Raw genomic sequence first — 20,180 nt, forward strand, 5'->3', positions numbered from 1 at the left:
GTTGGTTAAAGTTGGTCATACCATGCTGCCTGCCAGCTTTTGTCAAAGGCTTGCTGCATTCGGAATAGCTTGGCTTCTTGGGCGAGCTTGTCCATTCGTTGATGGAATTTGGCTTGCCGTTCTCTTTCGCTGATTTCGTGCATGTAGTTTTTGACTTCGGTATTGTGCTGTTTGGCTATGTGTTGCATTTGATGGATGTACTGGACGTTGGCTTGGCGGCAGTCGTGTTTGTCTGCGCCTAGGCGTTTGGGTAGTTTGGTTTTGCCCCCTTTCAACAAAACTTTGATTTCTTCGTCGTCAAAGCCAAACCGTTCCAGTGCGTTAATACAGGGGCTGCAGGCTTGGCTTGCGTACTTTAAAACGTGTTCCAAGTTAATCATTTCGGTTTTTTTGATGCGCTCGGCTTTCTTTGGCTGTTCGAGAAATCGGCTGAATAGGTCTTGGCAAATGGGGTAGGCGGCGGTTAGGTAGCTGCCTGCGCTGATTAAAATATCGTGTGGGATGATGTAGTCGCGGTTGCGGAGTTGTAATTCAAAGCGTACCCATGGGCTGCTGTTGTCGCCTTGTTCGCAACCTTTGTCGTAAACGCGTACCATGCGGCTGCTGTTGGGTGTGCCTACATAAAAGGTTTTGCCGGTGCGTTTGTCATCTAGCCAGTCGTAGCCGTGTAGCCTTGCTCTTGGGCGTTGTCCTTTGTTGTCAAAGCAGCCGCTTTCCAATGCGGTTTTGGCTTGGTCGGGGGTGAATTCGCCATCGATGAAGTCGTGGGCTAGGTCTATGCGGGTGATTTTGGCAAAGGGGGCGAAGACGGTTAGCCAGCTATGTAGGCGCTCTTCCCAGCCGTCTTGGGCTGCGGTTAAGCCGTCGCCGTATAGGTGGATCATGATGCTGTCTTTTTGGTTGATGCCGCCAAAGGCGATTACGCCGTATTTGGCTGTTTCCGTACCCATGACAAAGCTGTATTTGTAGCCGTTGATGCCGTTTTTTTGTTGGTAGATGCCGAAGCCCATTAGGGTGTGCATGAGTTCGGAGAGTTTTTCGGCAAGCTGGCGGATGTTGTCGGGATGTTGGTCGTCTATGGGTAGGTCGGGTTCAACTAATACGTCTTGGGTAAAGGTGAAAGTTAATGTGTCTATGTGGGCTGCGGTGGCGTTGCCTTGACGAAGTAGGATCTCTTTGAGTTTGCCGTTTACCATGACGAATTGGCTGGTTTTGGTGCTGTGGGCGTGTAGGGTGGGTTTTTGGGCTTTGCTGCTTTTGTCCGCCGTTTCACAAGATGCGCCGTTTTGTCCCCCCGTGTTACTAGCGGGGGCGCTTTGCGCCGCCGTGTCTGCAATCGCCTGACGGCTGCTTGCCGCCACGTCGTCGCGACCGCTCGCCGCTTGCTTTTCTAGGCGTGAAAAACCGCGTTTGGCATCGGCTTTGCGGGTGTAGCTGCGGATGAATTGACCGTTGATGTATAAATCAAATGTGCCTTGTTGGTTTTGAGTAATTTCGCAGATGTTCATTTGCTTACCCCTGTTTTCTTAATTTTTCCACGCCGTATGCTTTGGCGGCTACAACCTTCCCCGCATTCACATAGCGAATTTTCTCGCCGTCCGCCGAGCGGTGCCGCTCTCCATACACCTTGATTTTCAACCTGCCATCGGGCATTTGCTTGATGATGTCGCAGTACATCAGGTAACGGATTTCCGAAACCGAATTAAACGCGTGGGTACATTTCAACAGATACCGCCCCTGCCATTTTTCAGGCTGCCTTTGCATGATTTTTCTCATTGCCTAAACCCTCGCAAAATCCAAAGCCAGATGCTCGTATTCGCCCTTTTCTTCGTTGCGCTATCTTCTTGCTTCTCTCTTTGCGGCTTGTTGGTTTTGACGGGCGAGTTGTCGCCAGTCGGTTTTTTCGTAATCAATCGCGTGCTCAAAAATGTTTAGATGCTTGGCTTCAAACTGGGCTACTCTTTCGCAAACTTCGGCTAGGGTTTGACAAATGCTGGTTTCTATTGCGCCTGTGTTTGTTGCGTTAATAACTAGCATGTTTAGCTGGTAGTTTTGGCTTTCGGCATTGCGTTTGATTTGGACGGATAGATCGATGTTCATGAGAAAAGCCCCTTAACTCTTTTAAGTAAGGGGCTATCAGCCTTATGCTTGAATAATTGCTTGGCTTGCCAGCAAATGATACTTTGTCAGATTTAGCCCCTATGGAGTTTGTAATATATAAGGCAGCCTGAAATCCGTTTTCAGGCTGCCTTGTTTTTATTCGCAGCAACAGGTTGCCCCGTTTCCCACAGCGCGCGCTTTTGCGCCGCCGTCATCCGTTTCAACACCCGTTCCAGCTTGCTCGCCGCGCTGCGGTCCAAACAGCACGCCACAATCCGCATTTCCCGCGCCCGATGGCTGCGGGTGTATTTCGCCCCCTTGCCCGCCAAATGCGCCGCCAGCCGCGCCTGCGGGCGGTTGCTGATGCCCGCGTATAACGCGCCGTTGGCGCACAGCAATAAATAAACACACCAATTCATAACGTTGTCCGATGGTTGGAACGCGCGGATTTTAGCAAAACGGCGGGCGCAAACGGCAGCCTGAAAGCGGGTTTGCGCGCTTTTGCGAAGCAAAACCGTAAAACGGCTTGGCGGCTTGCCAACCGCTTGCCCGCAAGCGCCGCCCGATTCGCCCAACACAAAAGGCAGATAAGCCTATCTGCCTTTGCGAACTGCGGGGTTCGGCTGCCCTTTCGGCGTTGCCGCGCTGCGATGCGCCGCCAGTCGTTTTCAGGCTGCCGCTGTGTTACATCCCGTCGTGGTGATGGTCGTCATGGTGGTGGTCATCATCGTCGTGGTCATGGTCATCATCGCGGTGCACGGAAATCACTTTGCCGGTTTTGGCGTTCACGCGCACTTCGTATTCGCCTTTGCGGTTTTCAATGTCGATTTCGTAGTACGCGCCGTGGTGGCTGCTGCGTTCAAAATCCACATTATCCACTTTGCCGCCGCCCACGCGGGTTTTGGCGATGGATACGGCTTTGGCGCGGCTGATGTAGCTGCCGCTGTTTTTCGCTTGCGCGGGCAAAGCGGCAAAGCCAAGCGACAGGATGATGCTGGCTAGGATGGTTTTTTTCATGGAACACTCCTTGGAGGTTGCGGCAATCATGCCGGGAAGCGCAGCATTATAAAGGTTTTTGCCCGGCTGAAATTGAACTCGGGTTAAGGGCGGGTAAAATCGGGAGAGATGGGCGCGGTGGCCGGTCTGCGAAGCGCCCCAACTAATCTGTTTGCTCCGTTCCGCGCTGGTGGGGATGCCTAACAACAAGGCTTCAAAATACCCCAAACCATCATCACAATAAACGGCGAAACAGCAAAGGCAGCCATCGCCAAGCCAATCAAAATAAAACGAACAAATAACCTGCCGCTTCCTTCAAACCCCGCTCATGGAAAGCGTGAATGCAGGTGCCAAGATAAAGTAAAATAGCCTTTTCAGGCAGCCTGAAAAGCATTCCGACCATGTATGGCATCATAGATTTCCCCTTATATCTTATCGGCGCGGTTACCATTGTGTTGATACCCGGTCCCAATTCGCTCTATTGCCTTGCCGTTGCCACCCAACAAGGCGCGCGCCAAGCGGCAAAGGTGATGGCCGCCATTTTCTTGGGCGACAGCGTGCTGATTTTATGCGCCGTGGGCGGAGTCGCATCACTGCTCAAAAGCCACCCCCTATTGTTTGGCGCACTCAAATGCGCGGGCGGCTTATACCTTGCCTATCTCGGCATCAATATGCTGCGCGGCGCATGGGCAGCCCGCCGCCGCACCGCTGCCCAAGCCCCCGCCACCGTACACGCCAATGATAACGTTTTCCGCCACGCCCTGCTGCTGAGCCTGTCCAACCCCAAAGCCGCCCTGTTTTTCCTATCGTTTTTTATCCCCTTTGTGAACCCGCAGTATCCCCACCCCGCGCTCAGCTTCTTTATCCTTGCCGCTGTGATGCAAACGCTCAGCATGTGCTACCTTGCCACGCTTGCCCTAGCAGGCGACAAACTGCTCGCCAAACTGCGCCACAAACGTAACCTTGCCGCGCTTGGTGCCGCCGCTGTCGGCTTACTCTTTTGCCTGTTTGCCGTTAAACTTTGGCAGTCTGTGTTTTTTGCTTGATATTTCGCTTGCACACGGCTTGCCGGCAAGCTGCCTGTCATCCGCACCCGCACTAAGGCAGCCCGCGTAGCGAAGCGGAGTTGCGAAGCCAAAAACCCAAAGGAACCCCACCATGACCGACTTTGAACGCATCTACACCCAATGGCACGAATACGCCCGCACCCGCAACACCGAAGCGCTGATTAGCCTCTACGCCGACGACGCGCAATTTGAAAGCCCACTGGTGCCCGTTATCATGCAGCAAGACAGCGGCACGCTGCACGGGCGCGCAGCCATCCTCGCCTTTTTGCAGGAAGGCACGCGCCGCCGCCCCAACGAGCTGGTGCGCTGGTATCGCACGGGGCAGTATTTTGTGGCAGGCGACACGCTGGTGTGGGAATACCCGCGCCACACGCCCGAGGGCAACCAAGTGGACATCTTGGAGCTGATGCAGATTCAAAACGGCAAAATCCAAGCGCACCGCATCTATTGGGGCTGGTTTGGCACGCAGATGCTGATACAGTCCGCCGCCAATAAAAAATAGATTTCAGGCTGCCTATCGGCACGCGTATACGCCCCCAAGGCAGCCTGAAAACCCCTTTCAACCCAACCCAACCGAAAGCGCATCCCATGACCATCCGTTTCACCGAAACCGCTTCCGCCGCCCAATCCGCGCAAGCCCTTGCCCAAGCCGTCGCCCAAAACCTGCGCGACACGCTGGCAACGCAAGAACGCGCCACGCTTGCCGTATCGGGCGGCAAATCGCCCATCGCCTTTTTCCAAGCGTTAAGCCGGCAAGATTTGGACTGGGCGCGGGTCAACATCACGCTGGTAGACGAGCGCATCGTCCCCACCGCCCACGCCGACAGCAACACCGGCTTGGTGCGCCAACACCTGCTGCAAAACCGCGCCGCCGCGGCGACATGGCTGCCGATGATTGACGATGCCGCCAGCGAAGGCAGCCTGAAAACCCCTGCCGCCGCCGTTGAATTTGCCCTGCGCCATTATGTGCAACCCGACGTGCTGGTGCTCGGCATGGGCGGCGACGGGCACACCGCCAGCATCTTCCCGCAAGCCCCGCAGTTTGCCGATGCCGTGCGCGCCGATTACCCCCAGCCCCTGCTGCACACCAGCCCCATCACTGCGCCGCACGAGCGCATCAGCATGACGCTGGCCGCCATCGAAGCCACGCTGCACGTTTATCTCGCCATCGCAGGCGCAGACAAACGCCGCGTGTACGATGCCGCCGCGCAAGCGCAAACCGCGCAATACCCCATTAGCTATGTTCTCCACTCGCAAAAGGTCAATGCCCATGTCTTCTACAACGACTAACTACCCCCGCCTGATTGCCGACATCGGCGGCACCAACGCCCGCTTCGCGCTGGAAACCGCGCGGCAGCAGTTTGAACACATCGAAGTGCTGCCCTGCGCCGACTACGACACCATCGTGGATGCCGCCAAAGAATATTTGAAACGCGTGGGTAACCCCAGCGTGCGCAACGCCGCCATCGCCATCGCTAACCCCATCGTGGGCGACTGGGTGCAAATGACCAACCACCACTGGGCGTTTTCCATTGAAACCACGCGCCAAGCCCTGCATTTGGACAACCTGCTGCTGCTCAACGACTTCACCGCGCAAGCGCTCGCCATCACCCAAACCGCCGCCGCCGATTTGGTGCAGGTGGGCGGCGCGCAGCCGATTGAACACGCCCCCAAAGCCGTTATCGGGCCGGGCACAGGCTTGGGCGTGAGCGGCTTAATCCCCGCGCCAAACGGCGCCTACGTTCCCCTTGCGGGCGAGGGCGGGCACACCAGCTTCCCCCCGTTTGACGATGCCGAAATCATGGTGTGGCAATACGCCAAGCGCAAACACGGACACGTTTCCGCCGAACGCTTTTTAAGCGGCTCGGGTTTAATGTTGATTCACGAGGCCCTTGCCGAGCGCGAAGGCGTGAAACGGCAAAAGCTCACCGCCGCCGAAATCAGCGAAAAAGCCCTCAGCGGCACCTCGCCCCTTTGCCGCCTCACGCTGGATATGTTCTGCGCCATGCTCGGCACGGTCGCCTCCAACCTCGCGCTCACGCTGGGCGCGCGCGGCGGCGTGTATCTTTGCGGCGGCATCATCCCGCGCTTTATTGATTATTTTCAATCGTCGCCGTTTCGCCAGCGTTTTGAAAGCAAAGGGCGGTTTGATGCCTACCTTGCCGCCATCCCCGTTTACATCGTGCAAAGCCGATACCCTGGTATTGTGGGTGCAGCGGTGGCATTGGATAACCACTTGCAGCATTTGTAGCAATGGGTAAGGCAGCCTGAAAACGGTATTTCCCATTTTCAGGCTGCCTATTTATAGAATTGGATAGATAAAAAAATGGGTATAACAAATAAAGCAAAGCCTTGGTTTGATGATACAGACCCCAGTAAGCCCTATTATGGAAAGCTAAGCGATAGCGAAATAGAATTTGTAAAAAATCAGATGGTTTTCTTTGATTCCGAAGGTGTTTTTACAAAAGATGCCTTGGTTGATTTTCATATTTTGTTGGATTTTGAAGCGTATAAAGATTTTGAAATCTTATATCCATTATTTAGATGGATTTGTAACCACAAAAAAATAAATAGCAATAATGAAATATATTGGTTTCCCTTGGGCATAAATATTGATGATTACAATCCCATAATGCTAGCGAAAACAGGGTTGGATTTTTCTTTTTTAGAGATAATTTCAGCATCTATGATGCAAATGCTTAATGGTGCATATTGTGCCGCCGACAAAAATGGAAATTTTTTAGCTATTTTTGTTGATGGGTATTATTTATTAGTGGCTCTAAAAAAAGAATGGTGTGTTAAGGATATAAACAAGTATCTGAATACATGGTTTGATTTAGAAAATAGCTGCGATTGTTATGTGCTTGGAAAACTTAATTTCGCTAAATCGCTATACGAAAAGGCAGCCTGAAATGCCGCCTATCCCATCACCCGCAAGGGCAGAGATTCAACCTCTGCCCTGTTTGCTTGTGCCGTTACAACGCTTTGCCCGCTTCGCCGATAATCTGCAAGCCGCCGCTGGGGGTGTAGCGCAGCAGGGTGGCGCTGGCGTTGGGCACGCTGCGGTAGGCGATGGCTTGCGGGTTGATGCTGCGCAACAGGGCGGTGATGGCCATGCCGTGCGACACGATGAGCACGTTTTGCGCGGGGGATTCGGTTTTAGCTTCGCAGAAACGCGCGTTGCTCGTTTTCAGGCTGCCTTGATTTATATCGGCAAGGCTGTTGGCGATGATGTGTTGGATGCCGCGATGCAGGCGACGGATGAATTGGCTTTCTTGCTCGGCGCGTGGGTCTATGCGGTGGAGCGTGTGCATCAGTTGGTTGTTGCTGTGTTTGCCGCTGCGGTAGTCGGCGAGCCAGTCTTCCGTGCTGTCGTAGCCCAATTCTTGCGCGATGGTTTGGTGGATGTGGCGCGAGGGTTGTCGTTCAAACGAGCCGAAGTGGTATTCGCGCAGGTCGTCCAACGCGACGGGCGTGATGTGCGGCTGGCGGGCGTGTTGTAGGATGATTTGCGCGGTGGCGGCGGTGCGCGGGCTGGTGCTGCAATAGGCGGCGGCGATGGGGATTTGGGCTTGGGCGATGGCGTTGCCTGTTTGCGCGGCGCCTGCTTTGCCTTCGGCGGTGAGCGGGGAGTCGCACCAGCCTTGCACGATGCCTGCGGCGTTGTATTCGGTTTGCCCGTGGCGGATAAGATAGAGGTTGAGGGTGGCGGGCATGGGGTGTCCTTTTGCTTGGGGGGATTGCGTTGAAGGGATGTTTTCAGGCTGCCGCATGATGTTGGGGCAGCCTGAAAACGCTGCGGGGCGTTGTTAAAAAGGCAGCCTGAAAGAATGATTTTCAGGCTGTCTTGCGTTGTTTATGCCACCCAGCCGTACACCACATAAGCCAGGCAGCCAAGCAACGCGCCGGCAGGCAGGTCAACCAGATAATGCTGCTTGGTGTACACGCACGATAGGGCAATCAACAGCGGGAACAGCAGCCCCCACGCGCCCAAGCCGCTCCATGCGTGCAGCGTGGTGAGCATGGCAACGGAAACGTGCATACTGGGGAAGCAGTTGGTGGATTGGTCAAACTTTTGCACGAACAGCAAAAATTTTTCCGACCACGTTTTGCCGGTGTTGATGCTGCGCCAATGCTCGGGCGTGGAGACGGGAAACAGCCAGAAAAAAATCATCTGCATAAACAGCAATACCAAAAAGCTGAACGCCATTTTGTTGAAATGGCCGCTGTCTTCGGCAAGCAGGTTCAGATACAAAATGGCGGGGTAATACAAAAAGCTGTACACCCAAGACCATTGCGGTTTGAAAGGGATGGCTTCATCAATCGGCGAGCGCCATACGATGGGTTTGCGCAGCGGATGGCGTTGGGTGAAAAAATAAAACTGATACGCGCCAACGATTAAGATGCCGCTTAATACCAGATTGACGAAGTAGTCGCTAAATTCCATGTGAGCGTCCTTGCGGTTGAAAAACCGGGCGATGCTGCCTGAAAACGGGGTTTTGCGCAAGGTTTTCAGGCTGCCTTGGCGGCGAAACCGCTATAATCGCGCGTTTTTATGTTTACGAGTGGGCAAGATGGTTCAACGTTTGATTATCGGCATCAGCGGCGCAAGCGGGTTTGCCTATGGCTACAAGGCATTGCAACTGCTGCGAGCCGTGCCGCAGGTGGAAACGCATTTGGTGGTTTCCAAAGGGGCGGAGCTGACCCGCGCTTCGGAAACCGCCCTCAGCCGCGACGAAGTGTACGCGCTGGCGGATGTGGTGCATCCGATTGGCAACCTCGCCGCCAGCATCGCCAGCGGTTCATTTCGCACAGCGGGGATGCTGGTTGCGCCCTGCTCCATGCGCACGCTGTCGGCGATTGCCCATGCCACCAGCGATAATTTGCTTACCCGCGCGGCGGATGTAACGCTCAAAGAGCGGCGGCGGCTGGTGTTGATGGTGCGCGAAACGCCGCTGAACCTCGCCCATTTGGACAATATGCGCCGCGTAAGCGAAATGGGCGGCATCGTGTTCCCGCCCGTGCCCGCGCTTTATATGCAGCCTGAAAGCGTTGACGACATCATCACGCAAAGCGTGGCGCGCGCGCTGGGCTTGCTGGGCGTGGAATTGGCGCAGCAGCAGGAATGGCAGCCTGAAAACAGGTAAAACGGGCGATGCGGACGGTTTGATAAATGGCGGCGAACCTTGATTTTCAGGCAGCCTGAAACCATATAGCGGCTCACTGTTCATTCACACTTAAAGGAAAAACCATGACCGACCAACGCACCCGCTTTATTTTTGATAACCAGCCCATACGCGGTATCCACGTTCAGCTCACCGACGTTTGGCAACACATCGCCCAGCAAAAACCCTACCCCAAAGCCATCCGCCGCGCCCTAGGCGAACTACTGGCCGCCGGCGCGATTCTATCCAGCAATTTGAAACTGGACGGCACGCTCATCGTGCAAGTGCAAGGGCAAGGCAGCCTGAAAATGCTGGTGGTGGAAGCCACCTCCGAAGACACCGTGCGCGCCACCGCCCGCTGGGACGAAACCGCCGCCATCGCCGATGATGCCGATTTAACCCAACTGTTGGGCGACAACAGCGTGTTCGTGCTCACCGTGCAGCCCAAAAACGGCGAACCGTGGCAAGGTGTCGTGCCGCTGGAAGGCGGCAGCATCGCCGATATGCTGATGCACTACATGACCCGCAGCGAACAGCTGCAAACCCACATCGCCCTCGCCGCAGACGACAACCACATCGGCGGCTTGCTGCTGCAACGCCTGCCCGAAGAAGAGCTGGACGATGCCGCATGGGAACACGTTACCACGCTGGCGGGCACGCTCACCGCCACCGAGCTTTTGCACCTAGATGCGCAAAACCTGCTGTATCGCCTGTTCCACGAAACTCCGCCGCGTGTGTTCCCCGCCGAAGATTTGGAGTTCGCCTGCACCTGCTCGCGCGGCAAAGTGAGCGACATGCTGCTGATGCTCGGCGGCGAAGAAGTGGGTAAAGTGGTGGCCGAAGAAGGCAGCATCACCGTGGATTGCGATTTCTGCAACCAACACTACACCTTCGACGAAACCGACATCAACGCGCTGTTCGGCATGGACGTGGTGGCGGCGGTGCAGCGGCATCCCGCGCATTGATTTTGAATCAAGTATCGTTTTCAGGCTGCCTGATTGGAGACAACAGGCAGCCTGAAATTTTTGTATTCAATAGGGCGGTAATGAGCCGTTGCCGTTCCATTTGGATTTCAGGCTGCCTACCGCATCGCCCCATTGTTCTCCTGCATCATCGCCGCCCGCTGCTGTTGCCGATACGCCCACGGCGCAAGCGGGTTTTTACCGTGCCATAAGCCGATTCTTTCCTGCTTCGCCCGCGCTTCGGCTTGGCTGTATTGCGCGTAATCCGTTGGGTTTTGCCGTTTGCGCGCGATGCTGCGGTAGTGCCACGCGTTGCCGTTTTCAATTTGCGCGCGGTTGATGTCTTGCCCGCCCAGCGTGATGGTGGCGATTTGGCGTTGGTAGCGGTCGGTGTCGTGGATGGTGAGCCGCACCGTTTGCCGCTCAACCAGCTGCCGCAGCGCGTCGCGGCTGGCGATGCCGTGCGCTTGGTCCAGCTCGGGCGCGTCGATGTAGGCAAGGCGGATGCGCCGTTTTGCGCCGTGCGCATCGGTTACGCGCACTGTGTCGCCATCGTGCACGCCGGTTACGCGGGCGGTGTAGCTGATGGGCAGTTGGGCGCAGGCGGCGAGCGGAAGCAGCAGCGCGAAAAGGGGGAGCGTGTGTTTCATGGTTTCAATCGTTTGAGTGGTGCGGTTAAACGGAAATGCCGCCCGATAGGATGCCCCTTGCAGAGGTTCAACCATACGGGGCAGCTTGAAAATAGCGTTGCCCGTTGCGGCGAAATCGGCTGCGTAGTGTACTGGATGATGCGGCGCAGAGAAAGCCGAATGCGGCACGGCAAATCATTTATAATTTCAGGCAGCCTGAAAGCCGCAGGCTTCAACGAAGCTAAAACGAGCAACGCACGTTGCCGCGAAACGAAAACCGCAAAGGAACCCCCATGTTTGCAAAATTCATCCCCATGCTCGCCCTCGCCGCCATCCCCGCCGCCCAAGCCGCCGCGCCCAATCTGATGCTGGCGCAAGAATACAAAAACCAAAACATCCAAGGCTGGGCGATGAGCGAAAAGCTGGACGGCGTGCGCGCCTATTGGGACGGCAAGCAGCTAATCAGCCGCCAAGGCAACGTGTTCGCCCCGCCTGCGGGCTTCACCCGCGATTTTCCGCCGTTCGCGCTGGATGGCGAGCTGTATATCGGGCGCGGCAAGTTTGAAGCGGTATCGGCGGCGGTGCGCACGGCGGGGCATTCTTGGCAGGGCATCAAGCTGTATGTGTTTGATGCGCCAAAAGAAAGCGGCAACCTGTATCAGCGTTTAGCCAAGGCGAAGCAGCATCTCGCCAAGCATCCCAACGCCAATTTTGCCGTGCTCGCGCAAACGCCGGTGCAAAACGAAGCCCACGCGCGGCGGTTTTTGCGCGAAATCGAAGCGCAAGGCGGCGAGGGCGTGATGCTGCGCAACCCCGACACGCCGTATCAAGGCGGGCGCAGCAGCGATTTGTTGAAGCTCAAATCCGCCCACGATGCCGAATGCGTGGTTACGCAACACCATGAAGGCAAAGGCAAATATGCGGGCATGCTCGGCGCGTTGTCGTGCAAAAACCAGCTCGGCGAATTTCGCATCGGCTCGGGCTTTAAAGACGCACAGCGCAAAAACCCGCCCAAAATCGGCAGCACCATCACTTATAAATACCGCGGCTTCACCAGCAAAGGCACGCCGCGCTTTGCCACGTTTTTGCGCGCGCGAACGGACAAATAAAACGCAAATCATTGCATTGAGGTCGCATTGAGGCAGCCTGAAAAGCGGAAAGCGGGTTTTCAGGCTGCCTCAAAGCCCTTAAAATCCACCGCTTTATCGCAGCCCCAGCCAAAGGAATCCCATGAAAACCCAACTGCTCGCCCTTTTGCTCCTTGCCGCCGGCGCATCGGCATGGGCGCACACCGCAACGGAAAAGGCGTTCACCTGCCCGATTGGCGGCGAAACCTTCTCGCAAACCATTGACACCTCGGGCACCAGCTTCGGTATGATGACCGACACACGCCCGGTCGGGCCGATTGCCGCGCCGTTTGCCATTCCGCAATGCCCCAAAAACAAATTCGTGATGTTTAAAAACCAATTCAGCAAGGCAGAATTGGCGAAGTTTGAGCGCGTGGTCAACAGCGCGGAATACCAGCAAATCGCCGCGCAGTCGCCCAGCTATTTCGCATGGGGGCGTATGATGGAGCTGGCGGGCGAAAACACCGATGCGCAGCAAATGATGAATATTTTTTTAAAGGCAAGCTGGCAGAGCGAAAGCCAAGAATCGTTTAGCAAAACGCTGGAATACGCCGATAAGGTGTTGGCAAACAAGGCAATCAGCAGCAAAGATGCCATTAACACGCAATTTTTGCGTGGCGAAATGCTGCGCAAGCTGGGGCGGTTTGACGAAGCCAAGCGCGTGTTTACCGCGCTGCAAAAAAATCCTGAAGTGAAAAAAGACCAACTGTTTAGCCAGCTTGCCGCGCTGCAACTGAGCTTGGTTGCCAAAAAAAGCATGGTGTCGGAGATTATTGATTTTGATAAGAAATAGGGTTTTCAGGCTGCCTATGTGAACACAAGGCAGCCTGAAAAAGAATAAATAGATGACTATAAAAGAAAATTTCGCAAACCAAACGGTTAGCCCATTACCCCACGCTTATTCACAAATTACTCAATCCAATAAGAGAAAGTCATGCTCGGTGTTGCCATTTTGCTCGGTTTAGCCCTGTGGTTCATTATTGTTTGTCTTGCCACATTTTTACCGTTGATACTGATTAAAAACAAGCGTGCTGCGTGCATCGTTGCTTTTATTGGTTTTATGCTCACCTTTGGTGGCTGGTGGATTAAATGGTTCATTGAGGGGCAACGTACCTATTGGGCAGGAGTGGAAGCCTGCAAGCAGGCAAAACTGACTATCTATGTACAGCCTGAAAAATGGATTGAAATGGTAGGCGGGCATAAGGCTTGGCAGGAACTTGCCGATTCCGAAGAAAAAGAAATGTCCGAGCTCTCCGAAAAAGAAAAGCAGACATATCCCGCTACATTCACTTTTAAAGGAATTAAATATGACTTTCACTACATAACCCATAAGCGTGTATTAGTCTATGGTACAGACCATTATGCATTTAATGATTACGCAAGTTTAGATAGCTATCTTTACTACGATTGGGAAACCAAGACCGTACTATATACATATACTTGGTTCTCTGGAAATGGCAATTCTATCGTAAACGTAGCTGGCGTAAGTTTATCCAATCTACTCGGCATCCGAAATGGGCATAAAGAGTGTAACCCTGAGAATGAACTTGAAATATATAAAAAATATTTTTATTGGAAATAACCTAAACTAGGAGATGAACAAATGAGTAAACATACCATTCAACAAATTGCCAATTACACCGCTCTGGTAAAAGTTAACCATGCCAATTTTGCCAACAGCAAGCAAATCGGATAATTGACACAAAGTAAAGCTAAACATAGCGCACCATAATGTCGCAAAATGATTTCTGCTCCCCCTTAACCCCAAAATAAATTTTAGGCTGCCTTTATGAAACACACAAAGGCAGCCTGAAAACAATCCCCCCAACACGCTTTCAGGCTGCCTAACATCCCATTAGGCAGCCTGAAAACTATTTTTCTATCACCAACTCAATGCGGCAAGTGATAAACCTGCGCCAACGCTTTGACTACATGAATATCATGCGAATCGGCTTTGTTTAACGCGCGCGTGGGCGAATGCAGCAGCTTGTTGGTGAGCTGCACCGACAGCCGTTCCAGCACTTCTTCGGGCGGCGTGCCTTTGGCAAGCTGGCGCATGGCGTGGTTGAGCACTTGCTGGCGGGCGCGTTCACCTTCATCGCGCAGGGCGCAAATCAGCGGCACGCGCTGGCGGCTTTGCTGCCATGCCACAAATTCGTTCACTTTGGCTTGCACCATCGCTTCGGCTTGGGCGGCGGCGGCGGCGCGAGCTTCTTTGCCGTGCACCACACGCTCTGCCATGTCGTCCACGGTAAACAGGGCGATGTGCGGCAGCTCGGCAATGCTGGCTTCTATGTCGCGTGGCACAGCCAAATCCAGCATAAATTGCCGGTCGGTTTTATCAAAGCCTACGGTTTTCAGGCTGCTTGTGCGTTGCGCGGCGGCGCGTGCCATCATCTCGCGTGTTATCACGGGCAATTCGCTGCCGGTGCAAGAGATGATGATGTCGTAGCGGTGCAAAATTTCGGGCAGGGCTTCCAGTTTGCAGGCTTGCGCGCCGTTGCCCAGTTTGCTGCATAAATTGGCAGCTCGGGTGAGCGTGCGGTTGGTAATCATCAGGCTGCGCGGTTGTTTGGCGGCAAAATAGGTTGCCACGCTTTCGTTCATTTCGCCCGCGCCCACAAATAACACGTTCAGGCGGCTGATGTCGCCCACGCTTTGTTCCGCCATACGCACCGCCGCGCTTGCCATGGAAACCACGTTGTCGCCCACGCCGCTTAGGCTGCGCACTTCTTTGGCAGCCTGAAACGTGCGTTGAAACAGGGCGTTGAGCCATGTGCTGATGCTGCCTTGTTCGCGCGCGATGCGCACGGCTTCTTTCATTTGCCCCAAAATTTGCGCCTCGCCCAGCACCATGCTGTCCAAACCGCAGGCAACGCGGAAGGCGTGGCGGATGGTTTCGCTGCATCCGAGCGTGTAAAGATAGGGGCGGATGTCGGCGGCGTTCACGCCTTGGTAGTGCGCCAGCCAGCTGATAATCATGTCGGCATCGCCCACGCAATAGAGCTCGGTGCGGTTGCAGGTGGAAAGGATAACGGCTTCGGCTGCGGCGTTCACGCTCAAATCGCGCACGGCATCCGCCAAGGCTGCGGCGGAAAAGGCGAGTTGTTCGCGGATGGCCAGGGGGGCGGTTTGGTGGTTGAGCCCAATAACGGTGAGTTTCATAACGTGGTTTGTATTATTGGAAATGATTGGCGCGATTATAGCAAAAAATAAAGAGCTTATTGAAACTTTAAGATTTTGACTATTAAATGCGATTCATTCTCATCTGGGATGTCAGTTTTGCTCTATATTTGGCATAGGCATATAATTAAATTTTCCACGCATGTTTGGGGAATCACATGGATTTGCACGCGATCCGGCAGGATTACAGCAAGCAGGAATTATCCGAGGCGCAATGTTTGGCGGACCCGATTGAGCAGTTTGAATTGTGGCTGAACGAGGCGATGGCGGCGCAGGTAAACGAGCCGACGGCGATGAACGTGGCAACGGTGGGTGCGGATAACCGCCCCACTAATCGCGTGGTGCTGTTGAAAGAAGTGAACCCGCAGGGTTTTGTTTTTTTTACCAATTACGCCAGCCGCAAGGGGCAGGCGCTGGCGCAGCATCCGTTTGCCGCGCTCACTTTCTTTTGGCCTGAATTGGAACGACAGGTGCGCATCGAGGGGCAGGTTTTCAGGCTGCCCGAACACGAATCGGATGCCTATTTTGCCAGCCGCCCCTACACCAACCGCGTGGGCGCGTGGGCGAGCGAGCAAAGCCGGCCGATTGCGAACAAGGCGGTGCTGGTGGCGCGGGCGGCGATGTTTGGCGCGCGGCATCCGTTGAAAGTGCCGCGCCCGCCGCATTGGGGCGGCTATGTGGTGCGGCCCGACCGCGTGGAATTTTGGCAGGGGCGGCCCAGCCGTTTGCACGACCGCGTGTGTTATGTGCTGGCGGATGGCGCGTGGCAAAAAATGCGGCTTGCGCCGTAGTTTTCAGGCTGCCTTGATAGGCAAACTGATAGGCAGCCTGAAAATGGCGTAAACATGGTTTTCAGGCTGCCAATTGAGCGATAAAACAATAATCAAGAGGAACAAAAACAATGGCAAAAAAATTTCCAATTTTCCCCAAGCATCCCGAGCGGATTTGCTGGGGCTGCGACAAATATTGCAAGGATGATGATTTGCTGTGCGGCAACGGCTGCGAGCGGATTCAGCATCCGATTGAGCTGGACGGCCCCGAGTGGTACAAAAACGGCGATTGGAGCAATTTGCTGAGCAAAGAGCAGCAGATTGAGTTGGGCTTGATTGCGCCCGAGCCGGAGCCTGCGGCTGCGCCGAAAGTGAAGCCGCATATCAAGCTGCCGGTTAAGCGATAAGGTCGGGGCAGCCTGAAAAGGCAAACACGCTTTGCGGCGGGGCAAAGCGTGTTTTTGTTGGTTGCAGCCAATCACATGTTGCAACGAAAAAGGCAGCCTGAAAACGAGTTCCCCCGTTTTCAGGCTGCCTTTGCGGGCATAAATCAAACCGAACGTTTGAACATATTGCCGTATTTTTGATTGAATTTGTCCACGCGGCCTGCGGTGTCCACAATTTTTTGTTTGCCTGTGTAGAAAGGATGGCAGTTTGAGCAAACCTCAATGTTGAAGTTTTCTTTTGCCATGGTGGATTTGGTTACGAATTGGTTGCCGCAAGAGCAGGTAACGTTGACTTCATGGTATTCGGGATGAATTTCAGGTTTCATGTTTTTTCCTTAAAAAAGCGAGCGTAGGGGTTTTGCCTGCGCCTCATTGAACGAAGCCGCGCATTATCCTGATTTTTCATTTGTTTGGCAAGAAGCCGGTGCTTTTGTGCATTTAAGGCAGCCTGAAAATCCAGTACAATCCCCCGCTTTATTTTTCCAAGCGCAAACCGATGAAATACCTACCCTATTGGCTGGTGGCGATTGCCGCCGTCATCCTTGACCAAATCAGCAAATCCGCCGTTCTCGCCCGCTTTGCCTACCAAGAGCGGCTCAACATCATCCCCCATTTTTTTGACCTCACCCTTGTGTACAACCCCGGCGCGGCGTTCAGCTTCCTTGCCGACATGGGCGGCGCGCAGAAATATTTGTTTATCGTGCTGGCGTTTGTGATTAGCGGCTATCTGGCGCGCGGCATCGCCAAAAACGAATTCGGCAAGCTGGGCAACTGGGCAGCGGCGATGATTATCGGCGGCGCGTTGGGCAACGTGATTGACCGCTTTGTGCACGAGAAAGTGGTGGATTTTTTGCTGTTTTACTGGGGCGAGCATTATTACCCCGCGTTTAACGTTGCCGACAGTTTTATCTGCGTGGGCGCGGTGTTGCTGGCGATTGACAGCATCAAGCATAAAAAGGCAGCCTGAAAATGGCACAGCGCCACGACAGCCAAAAACCTGTTTTCAGGCTGCTTCGCCCAATCGGTTTCCCCCGCCAAGGCAGCCTGAAACCACCAACATCATCAAGAGAAAAACCATGACCCAAAAAACCATTATGCTCGCTAACCCACGCGGTTTTTGCGCGGGCGTGGACAGAGCCATTTCCATCGTAGAACGCGCGTTGGAGTTATTTGGCGCGCCGATTTATGTGCGCCACGAAGTCGTGCACAACAAATTTGTGGTGGATGGCTTGCGCGATAAAGGTGCGATTTTTATTGACGACTTGGCGGAAGTGCCGCAGGGCGCAACGCTGATTTACTCGGCGCACGGCGTATCCAAAGCGGTGCAAGCCGAAGCCGCCGAGCGCGGTTTTCGCGTGTTTGATGCCACTTGCCCGCTGGTTACCAAAGTGCACAAGCAAGTGGCGCGACTGGATGCGCAGGGCTATCAGATTATTATGATTGGGCACGCGGGGCACGTGGAAGTGGAAGGCACAATGGGGCAACTGCCCAGCGGCAAAATGCTGTTGGTGCAAACGGTGGAGGATGTGGCGGATTTGGTGGTAGCCAACCCCGATAAGCTGGCGTATGTGAGCCAAACCACGCTGTCGGTGGACGAAACCGCCGATATCATCGCCACCCTCAACGCGCGTTTCCCGCTTATCAAAAACCCGCACAAGGAAGACATTTGCTACGCCACCACCAATCGCCAAGCGGCGGTGAAAGATTTGGCGGCGGATTGCGATATTGTGATTGTGGTTGGCTCGCCCAATTCGTCTAACAGCAACCGTTTGCGCGAAGTGGCAACGCAGCGCGGCGTGGAGGCATATATGGTGGACAACGCTTCGTTGTTGCAACGCGAATGGTTTGACGGCAAGAATAAGGTGGGCGTAACGGCGGGAGCGAGCGCGCCCGAGGTGCTGGTGCAGCAAGTGATTCAGCAAATTAAAGATTGGGGCGTGGATAAGGTGGAACAGGGCGATGCGGTGGATGAGCATATGGTGTTTGCCTTGCCCAAGGAGTTGCGCGAATAGTAGAGGCAGCCTGAAAATTGGATTTCAGGCTGCCTTAAACCTTGCGTGGTAAGCTACGCCGATATCTATCAAAAAAGATATCATCATGCAAACCGCCAAAATCTTTATTACAGGGCGTTCCCAAGCCGTTCGCTTACCCCAAGCCTTTCAGTTTGATACATCAGAAGTCATCATCCAGCATTTTGGCAACGGTATTTTACTGATGCCCAAAAACAATAATTGGCAAAGCCTGCGCGAAGCCGTTGCCGAGTTTGAACCCGATTTTGTGCTGGAACGCGGCGAGCAAGCCTAAAAACGAGTTGCGAGGCATATCTGTTTATACTGGATAACTGGATTACCCCCCAAAGGCAGCCTGAAAATGAATCCCCCATTTTCAGGCTGCCTTTTACCCACGCCCTTAACCGCTTTAAGCTATAATCGCGCCCATTTTTCAAGCAAAAATTTCAGGGAATTGACCATGGACAAACTCAAAATCATCGCCAATGGCAAACTTAACGGCGAAATCACCGTATCGGGCGCAAAAAACGCCGCGCTGCCGCTGATGTGCGCGGGCCTGCTCACATCGGGCACGTTGCGGCTCAAAAACGTGCCCATGTTGGCGGATGTCAAAACCACGCAAAAGCTGCTGCAAGGCATGGGCGCGCGCGTGATGACCGACAACATCAGCGAGTTTGAAATCAACGGCGGCACGGTAAACAACACCCACGCGCCGTATGATTTGGTCAGCACCATGCGCGCTTCTATTTTGGTACTCGGTCCTACTCTGGCGCGCTTTGGCAAAGCCGAAGTGAGCCTGCCGGGGGGCTGCGCGATTGGCAGCCGCCCTGTGGACCAGCATCTGAAAGGCTTGGAAGCGATGGGCGCGCAGATTACGATTGAACACGGCTATGTGAAAGCCGTTGCGCCCCAAGGCAAGCTGCAAGGCGCGCGCGTGGTGATGGACGTAGTAACCGTGGGCGGCACAGAAAACCTGCTGATGGCGGCGACTTTGGCGCAAGGCGTTACCACGCTGGAAAACTGCGCGGTTGAGCCCGAAGTGGTGGACTTGGCGGAATGCTTGGTGAAAATGGGCGCGAAAATCAGCGGCATCGGCACGGCCACCATGACGGTGGAAGGCGTGAACGAGCTGCACGGCTGCGAACACAGCGTAGTGCCCGACCGCATTGAAGCGGGCACGTTCCTGTGCGCGGTGGCGATGACCGGCGGCAAAGTAACCCTGCGCCATGCCGCGCCCAAAACCATGGAAGCGGTGTTGGACAAGCTCACCGAAGCGGGCGCCATCATCACCACGGGCGAGGATTGGATTACGATAGAAATGCAGCAACGCCCCAAAGCAGTAAATATCCGCACCGCCGTGCACCCCGCCTTCCCCACCGATATGCAGGCGCAATTTATGGCGATGAACGTGGTGGCAGACGGCGTGAGCAAAGTAACTGAAACCATTTTTGAAAACCGCTTCATGCATGTGCCCGAGCTCAACCGCATGGGCGCGAACATTTCGGTGGACGGGCATACCGCGCTGCTCACGGGCGTAGAAACGCTCTCGGGCGCAACCGTGATGGCAACCGATTTGCGCGCCTCCGCCAGCTTGGTGCTGGCAGGCTTGGTGGCCAGCGGCGAAACGATTGTGGACCGAATCTACCACCTAGACCGCGGTTACGAATACATTGAGAAAAAACTCGGCGGCGTGGGCGCAAAGATTGAGCGCATCCGCGGATAAGCG

The 20,180-nt window shown here is 54.6% G+C and carries 27 protein-coding genes; 16 read left to right on the forward strand and 11 right to left on the reverse strand.

What is annotated here, in order from left to right; genetic code table 11:
* Positions 1-5: 5 nt before the first annotated feature.
* From JDW22_RS07505 to JDW22_RS07525, 5 genes are all read right to left on the reverse strand, one after another.
* Positions 6-1,508, reverse strand: coding sequence for a replication initiation factor domain-containing protein (locus JDW22_RS07505; protein ID WP_200522510.1), 1,503 nt, complete (start codon positions 1,506-1,508; stop codon positions 6-8).
* A 4-nt stretch (positions 1,509-1,512) separates the two neighbouring features.
* Positions 1,513-1,776, reverse strand: coding sequence for a hypothetical protein (locus JDW22_RS07510; RefSeq protein ID WP_200522511.1), 264 nt, complete (start codon positions 1,774-1,776; stop codon positions 1,513-1,515).
* Between the two features lie 60 nt (positions 1,777-1,836).
* Positions 1,837-2,100 (reverse strand): hypothetical protein, encoded by a 264-nt coding sequence (locus tag JDW22_RS07515; RefSeq protein WP_200522512.1) that lies wholly within the window; start codon positions 2,098-2,100, stop codon positions 1,837-1,839.
* A gap of 140 nt (positions 2,101-2,240) precedes the next feature.
* Positions 2,241-2,519, reverse strand: coding sequence for a GIY-YIG nuclease family protein (locus JDW22_RS07520; RefSeq protein WP_200522743.1), 279 nt, complete (start codon positions 2,517-2,519; stop codon positions 2,241-2,243).
* Positions 2,520-2,784: 265 nt separating this feature from the next.
* Positions 2,785-3,117, reverse strand: a complete 333-nt coding sequence (locus JDW22_RS07525) for a PepSY domain-containing protein (protein ID WP_200522513.1) — start codon at positions 3,115-3,117, stop codon at positions 2,785-2,787.
* Between the two features lie 380 nt (positions 3,118-3,497).
* Here JDW22_RS07525 and leuE point away from each other — a divergent pair, with 380 nt between their 5' ends.
* From leuE to JDW22_RS07550, 5 genes are all read left to right on the forward strand, one after another.
* Complete coding sequence (gene leuE / locus JDW22_RS07530) at positions 3,498-4,142, forward strand: leucine efflux protein LeuE (protein ID WP_200522514.1); 645 nt, start codon at positions 3,498-3,500, stop codon at positions 4,140-4,142.
* 112 nt (positions 4,143-4,254) lie between these two features.
* Positions 4,255-4,665, forward strand: coding sequence for a nuclear transport factor 2 family protein (locus tag JDW22_RS07535; RefSeq protein ID WP_200522515.1), 411 nt, complete (start codon positions 4,255-4,257; stop codon positions 4,663-4,665).
* Between the two features lie 86 nt (positions 4,666-4,751).
* Positions 4,752-5,453 carry a 6-phosphogluconolactonase gene (gene pgl / locus JDW22_RS07540; protein ID WP_200522516.1) on the forward strand — a complete coding sequence of 234 codons (702 nt, stop codon included), beginning with the start codon at positions 4,752-4,754 and terminating at the stop codon, positions 5,451-5,453.
* Entirely contained in the window at positions 5,434-6,414 is a 981-nt protein-coding gene (locus JDW22_RS07545; protein WP_200522517.1) for a glucokinase, read from the forward strand. Before pgl ends, JDW22_RS07545 begins: the two co-directional genes overlap by 20 nt.
* Positions 6,415-6,489: 75 nt before the next feature.
* Positions 6,490-7,074: a hypothetical protein gene (locus JDW22_RS07550; protein WP_200522518.1), complete on the forward strand. Its 585-nt coding sequence runs from the start codon at positions 6,490-6,492 to the stop codon at positions 7,072-7,074.
* 64 nt (positions 7,075-7,138) lie between these two features.
* Here the strand turns inward: JDW22_RS07550 and JDW22_RS07555 are convergent, their stop codons facing one another.
* Positions 7,139-7,879, reverse strand: coding sequence for a histidine phosphatase family protein (locus JDW22_RS07555; protein WP_200522519.1), 741 nt, complete (start codon positions 7,877-7,879; stop codon positions 7,139-7,141).
* Positions 7,880-8,019: 140 nt separating this feature from the next.
* A complete protein-coding gene (locus tag JDW22_RS07560; protein WP_200522744.1) occupies positions 8,020-8,610 on the reverse strand; it encodes a phosphatase PAP2 family protein in 591 nt (196 codons plus the stop codon).
* 127 nt (positions 8,611-8,737) lie between these two features.
* Here JDW22_RS07560 and JDW22_RS07565 point away from each other — a divergent pair, with 127 nt between their 5' ends.
* Both JDW22_RS07565 and hslO read left to right on the forward strand, forming a co-directional pair.
* On the forward strand, positions 8,738-9,310 hold the full coding sequence (locus JDW22_RS07565) for a UbiX family flavin prenyltransferase (RefSeq protein ID WP_200522520.1): 573 nt from the start codon (positions 8,738-8,740) through the stop codon (positions 9,308-9,310).
* A gap of 104 nt (positions 9,311-9,414) precedes the next feature.
* Entirely contained in the window at positions 9,415-10,293 is an 879-nt protein-coding gene (hslO, locus tag JDW22_RS07570) for an Hsp33 family molecular chaperone HslO (RefSeq protein ID WP_200522521.1), read from the forward strand.
* Positions 10,294-10,300: 7 nt separating this feature from the next.
* Here hslO and JDW22_RS13915 read toward each other — a convergent pair whose 3' ends face one another.
* Complete coding sequence (locus JDW22_RS13915; protein WP_003798377.1) at positions 10,301-10,426, reverse strand: hypothetical protein; 126 nt, start codon at positions 10,424-10,426, stop codon at positions 10,301-10,303.
* A complete protein-coding gene (locus JDW22_RS07575; protein WP_246313980.1) occupies positions 10,410-11,108 on the reverse strand; it encodes a thermonuclease family protein in 699 nt (232 codons plus the stop codon). Before JDW22_RS07575 ends, JDW22_RS13915 begins: the two co-directional genes overlap by 17 nt.
* Positions 11,109-11,212: 104 nt before the next feature.
* Here JDW22_RS07575 and JDW22_RS07580 point away from each other — a divergent pair, with 104 nt between their 5' ends.
* The 3 genes from JDW22_RS07580 to JDW22_RS07590 all read left to right on the forward strand — a co-directional run bounded on the left by JDW22_RS07580 (position 11,213) and on the right by JDW22_RS07590 (position 13,628).
* The gene (locus JDW22_RS07580; RefSeq protein WP_003798382.1) at positions 11,213-12,028 is read left to right on the forward strand and encodes a DNA ligase; all 816 of its coding nucleotides are present in this window, start codon (positions 11,213-11,215) and stop codon (positions 12,026-12,028) included.
* Positions 12,029-12,149: 121 nt separating this feature from the next.
* Positions 12,150-12,839: a tetratricopeptide repeat protein gene (locus JDW22_RS07585; protein WP_200522522.1), complete on the forward strand. Its 690-nt coding sequence runs from the start codon at positions 12,150-12,152 to the stop codon at positions 12,837-12,839.
* 141 nt (positions 12,840-12,980) lie between these two features.
* Positions 12,981-13,628: a hypothetical protein gene (locus JDW22_RS07590; RefSeq protein ID WP_003798384.1), complete on the forward strand. Its 648-nt coding sequence runs from the start codon at positions 12,981-12,983 to the stop codon at positions 13,626-13,628.
* A 308-nt stretch (positions 13,629-13,936) separates the two neighbouring features.
* Here JDW22_RS07590 and hemA read toward each other — a convergent pair whose 3' ends face one another.
* Complete coding sequence (hemA, locus tag JDW22_RS07595) at positions 13,937-15,211, reverse strand: glutamyl-tRNA reductase (RefSeq protein WP_200522523.1); 1,275 nt, start codon at positions 15,209-15,211, stop codon at positions 13,937-13,939.
* Between the two features lie 176 nt (positions 15,212-15,387).
* Between hemA and pdxH the strand changes: the two genes are divergently transcribed.
* Complete coding sequence (gene pdxH, locus JDW22_RS07600) at positions 15,388-16,020, forward strand: pyridoxamine 5'-phosphate oxidase (protein WP_200522524.1); 633 nt, start codon at positions 15,388-15,390, stop codon at positions 16,018-16,020.
* Between the two features lie 110 nt (positions 16,021-16,130).
* A complete protein-coding gene (locus tag JDW22_RS07605) occupies positions 16,131-16,406 on the forward strand; it encodes a DUF3079 domain-containing protein (protein WP_003798388.1) in 276 nt (91 codons plus the stop codon).
* A gap of 143 nt (positions 16,407-16,549) precedes the next feature.
* Here JDW22_RS07605 and rpmE read toward each other — a convergent pair whose 3' ends face one another.
* Positions 16,550-16,771: a 50S ribosomal protein L31 gene (rpmE, locus tag JDW22_RS07610; RefSeq protein ID WP_003798392.1), complete on the reverse strand. Its 222-nt coding sequence runs from the start codon at positions 16,769-16,771 to the stop codon at positions 16,550-16,552.
* Between the two features lie 170 nt (positions 16,772-16,941).
* Between rpmE and lspA the strand changes: the two genes are divergently transcribed.
* The 4 genes from lspA (at position 16,942) to murA (ending at position 20,177) form a co-directional block, all read left to right on the forward strand.
* A complete protein-coding gene (lspA, locus tag JDW22_RS07615) occupies positions 16,942-17,412 on the forward strand; it encodes a signal peptidase II (protein ID WP_200522525.1) in 471 nt (156 codons plus the stop codon).
* Between the two features lie 109 nt (positions 17,413-17,521).
* Complete coding sequence (ispH, locus tag JDW22_RS07620) at positions 17,522-18,457, forward strand: 4-hydroxy-3-methylbut-2-enyl diphosphate reductase (protein WP_200522526.1); 936 nt, start codon at positions 17,522-17,524, stop codon at positions 18,455-18,457.
* An 85-nt stretch (positions 18,458-18,542) separates the two neighbouring features.
* Positions 18,543-18,749 carry an antitoxin gene (locus JDW22_RS07625; protein ID WP_200522527.1) on the forward strand — a complete coding sequence of 69 codons (207 nt, stop codon included), beginning with the start codon at positions 18,543-18,545 and terminating at the stop codon, positions 18,747-18,749.
* A gap of 165 nt (positions 18,750-18,914) precedes the next feature.
* Complete coding sequence (murA, locus tag JDW22_RS07630) at positions 18,915-20,177, forward strand: UDP-N-acetylglucosamine 1-carboxyvinyltransferase (protein WP_200522528.1); 1,263 nt, start codon at positions 18,915-18,917, stop codon at positions 20,175-20,177.
* Positions 20,178-20,180: the final 3 nt, after the last annotated feature.

It is taken from the genome of Kingella bonacorsii, assembly GCF_016623605.1.
Lineage (GTDB): Bacteria > Pseudomonadota > Gammaproteobacteria > Burkholderiales > Neisseriaceae > Kingella_B > Kingella_B oralis.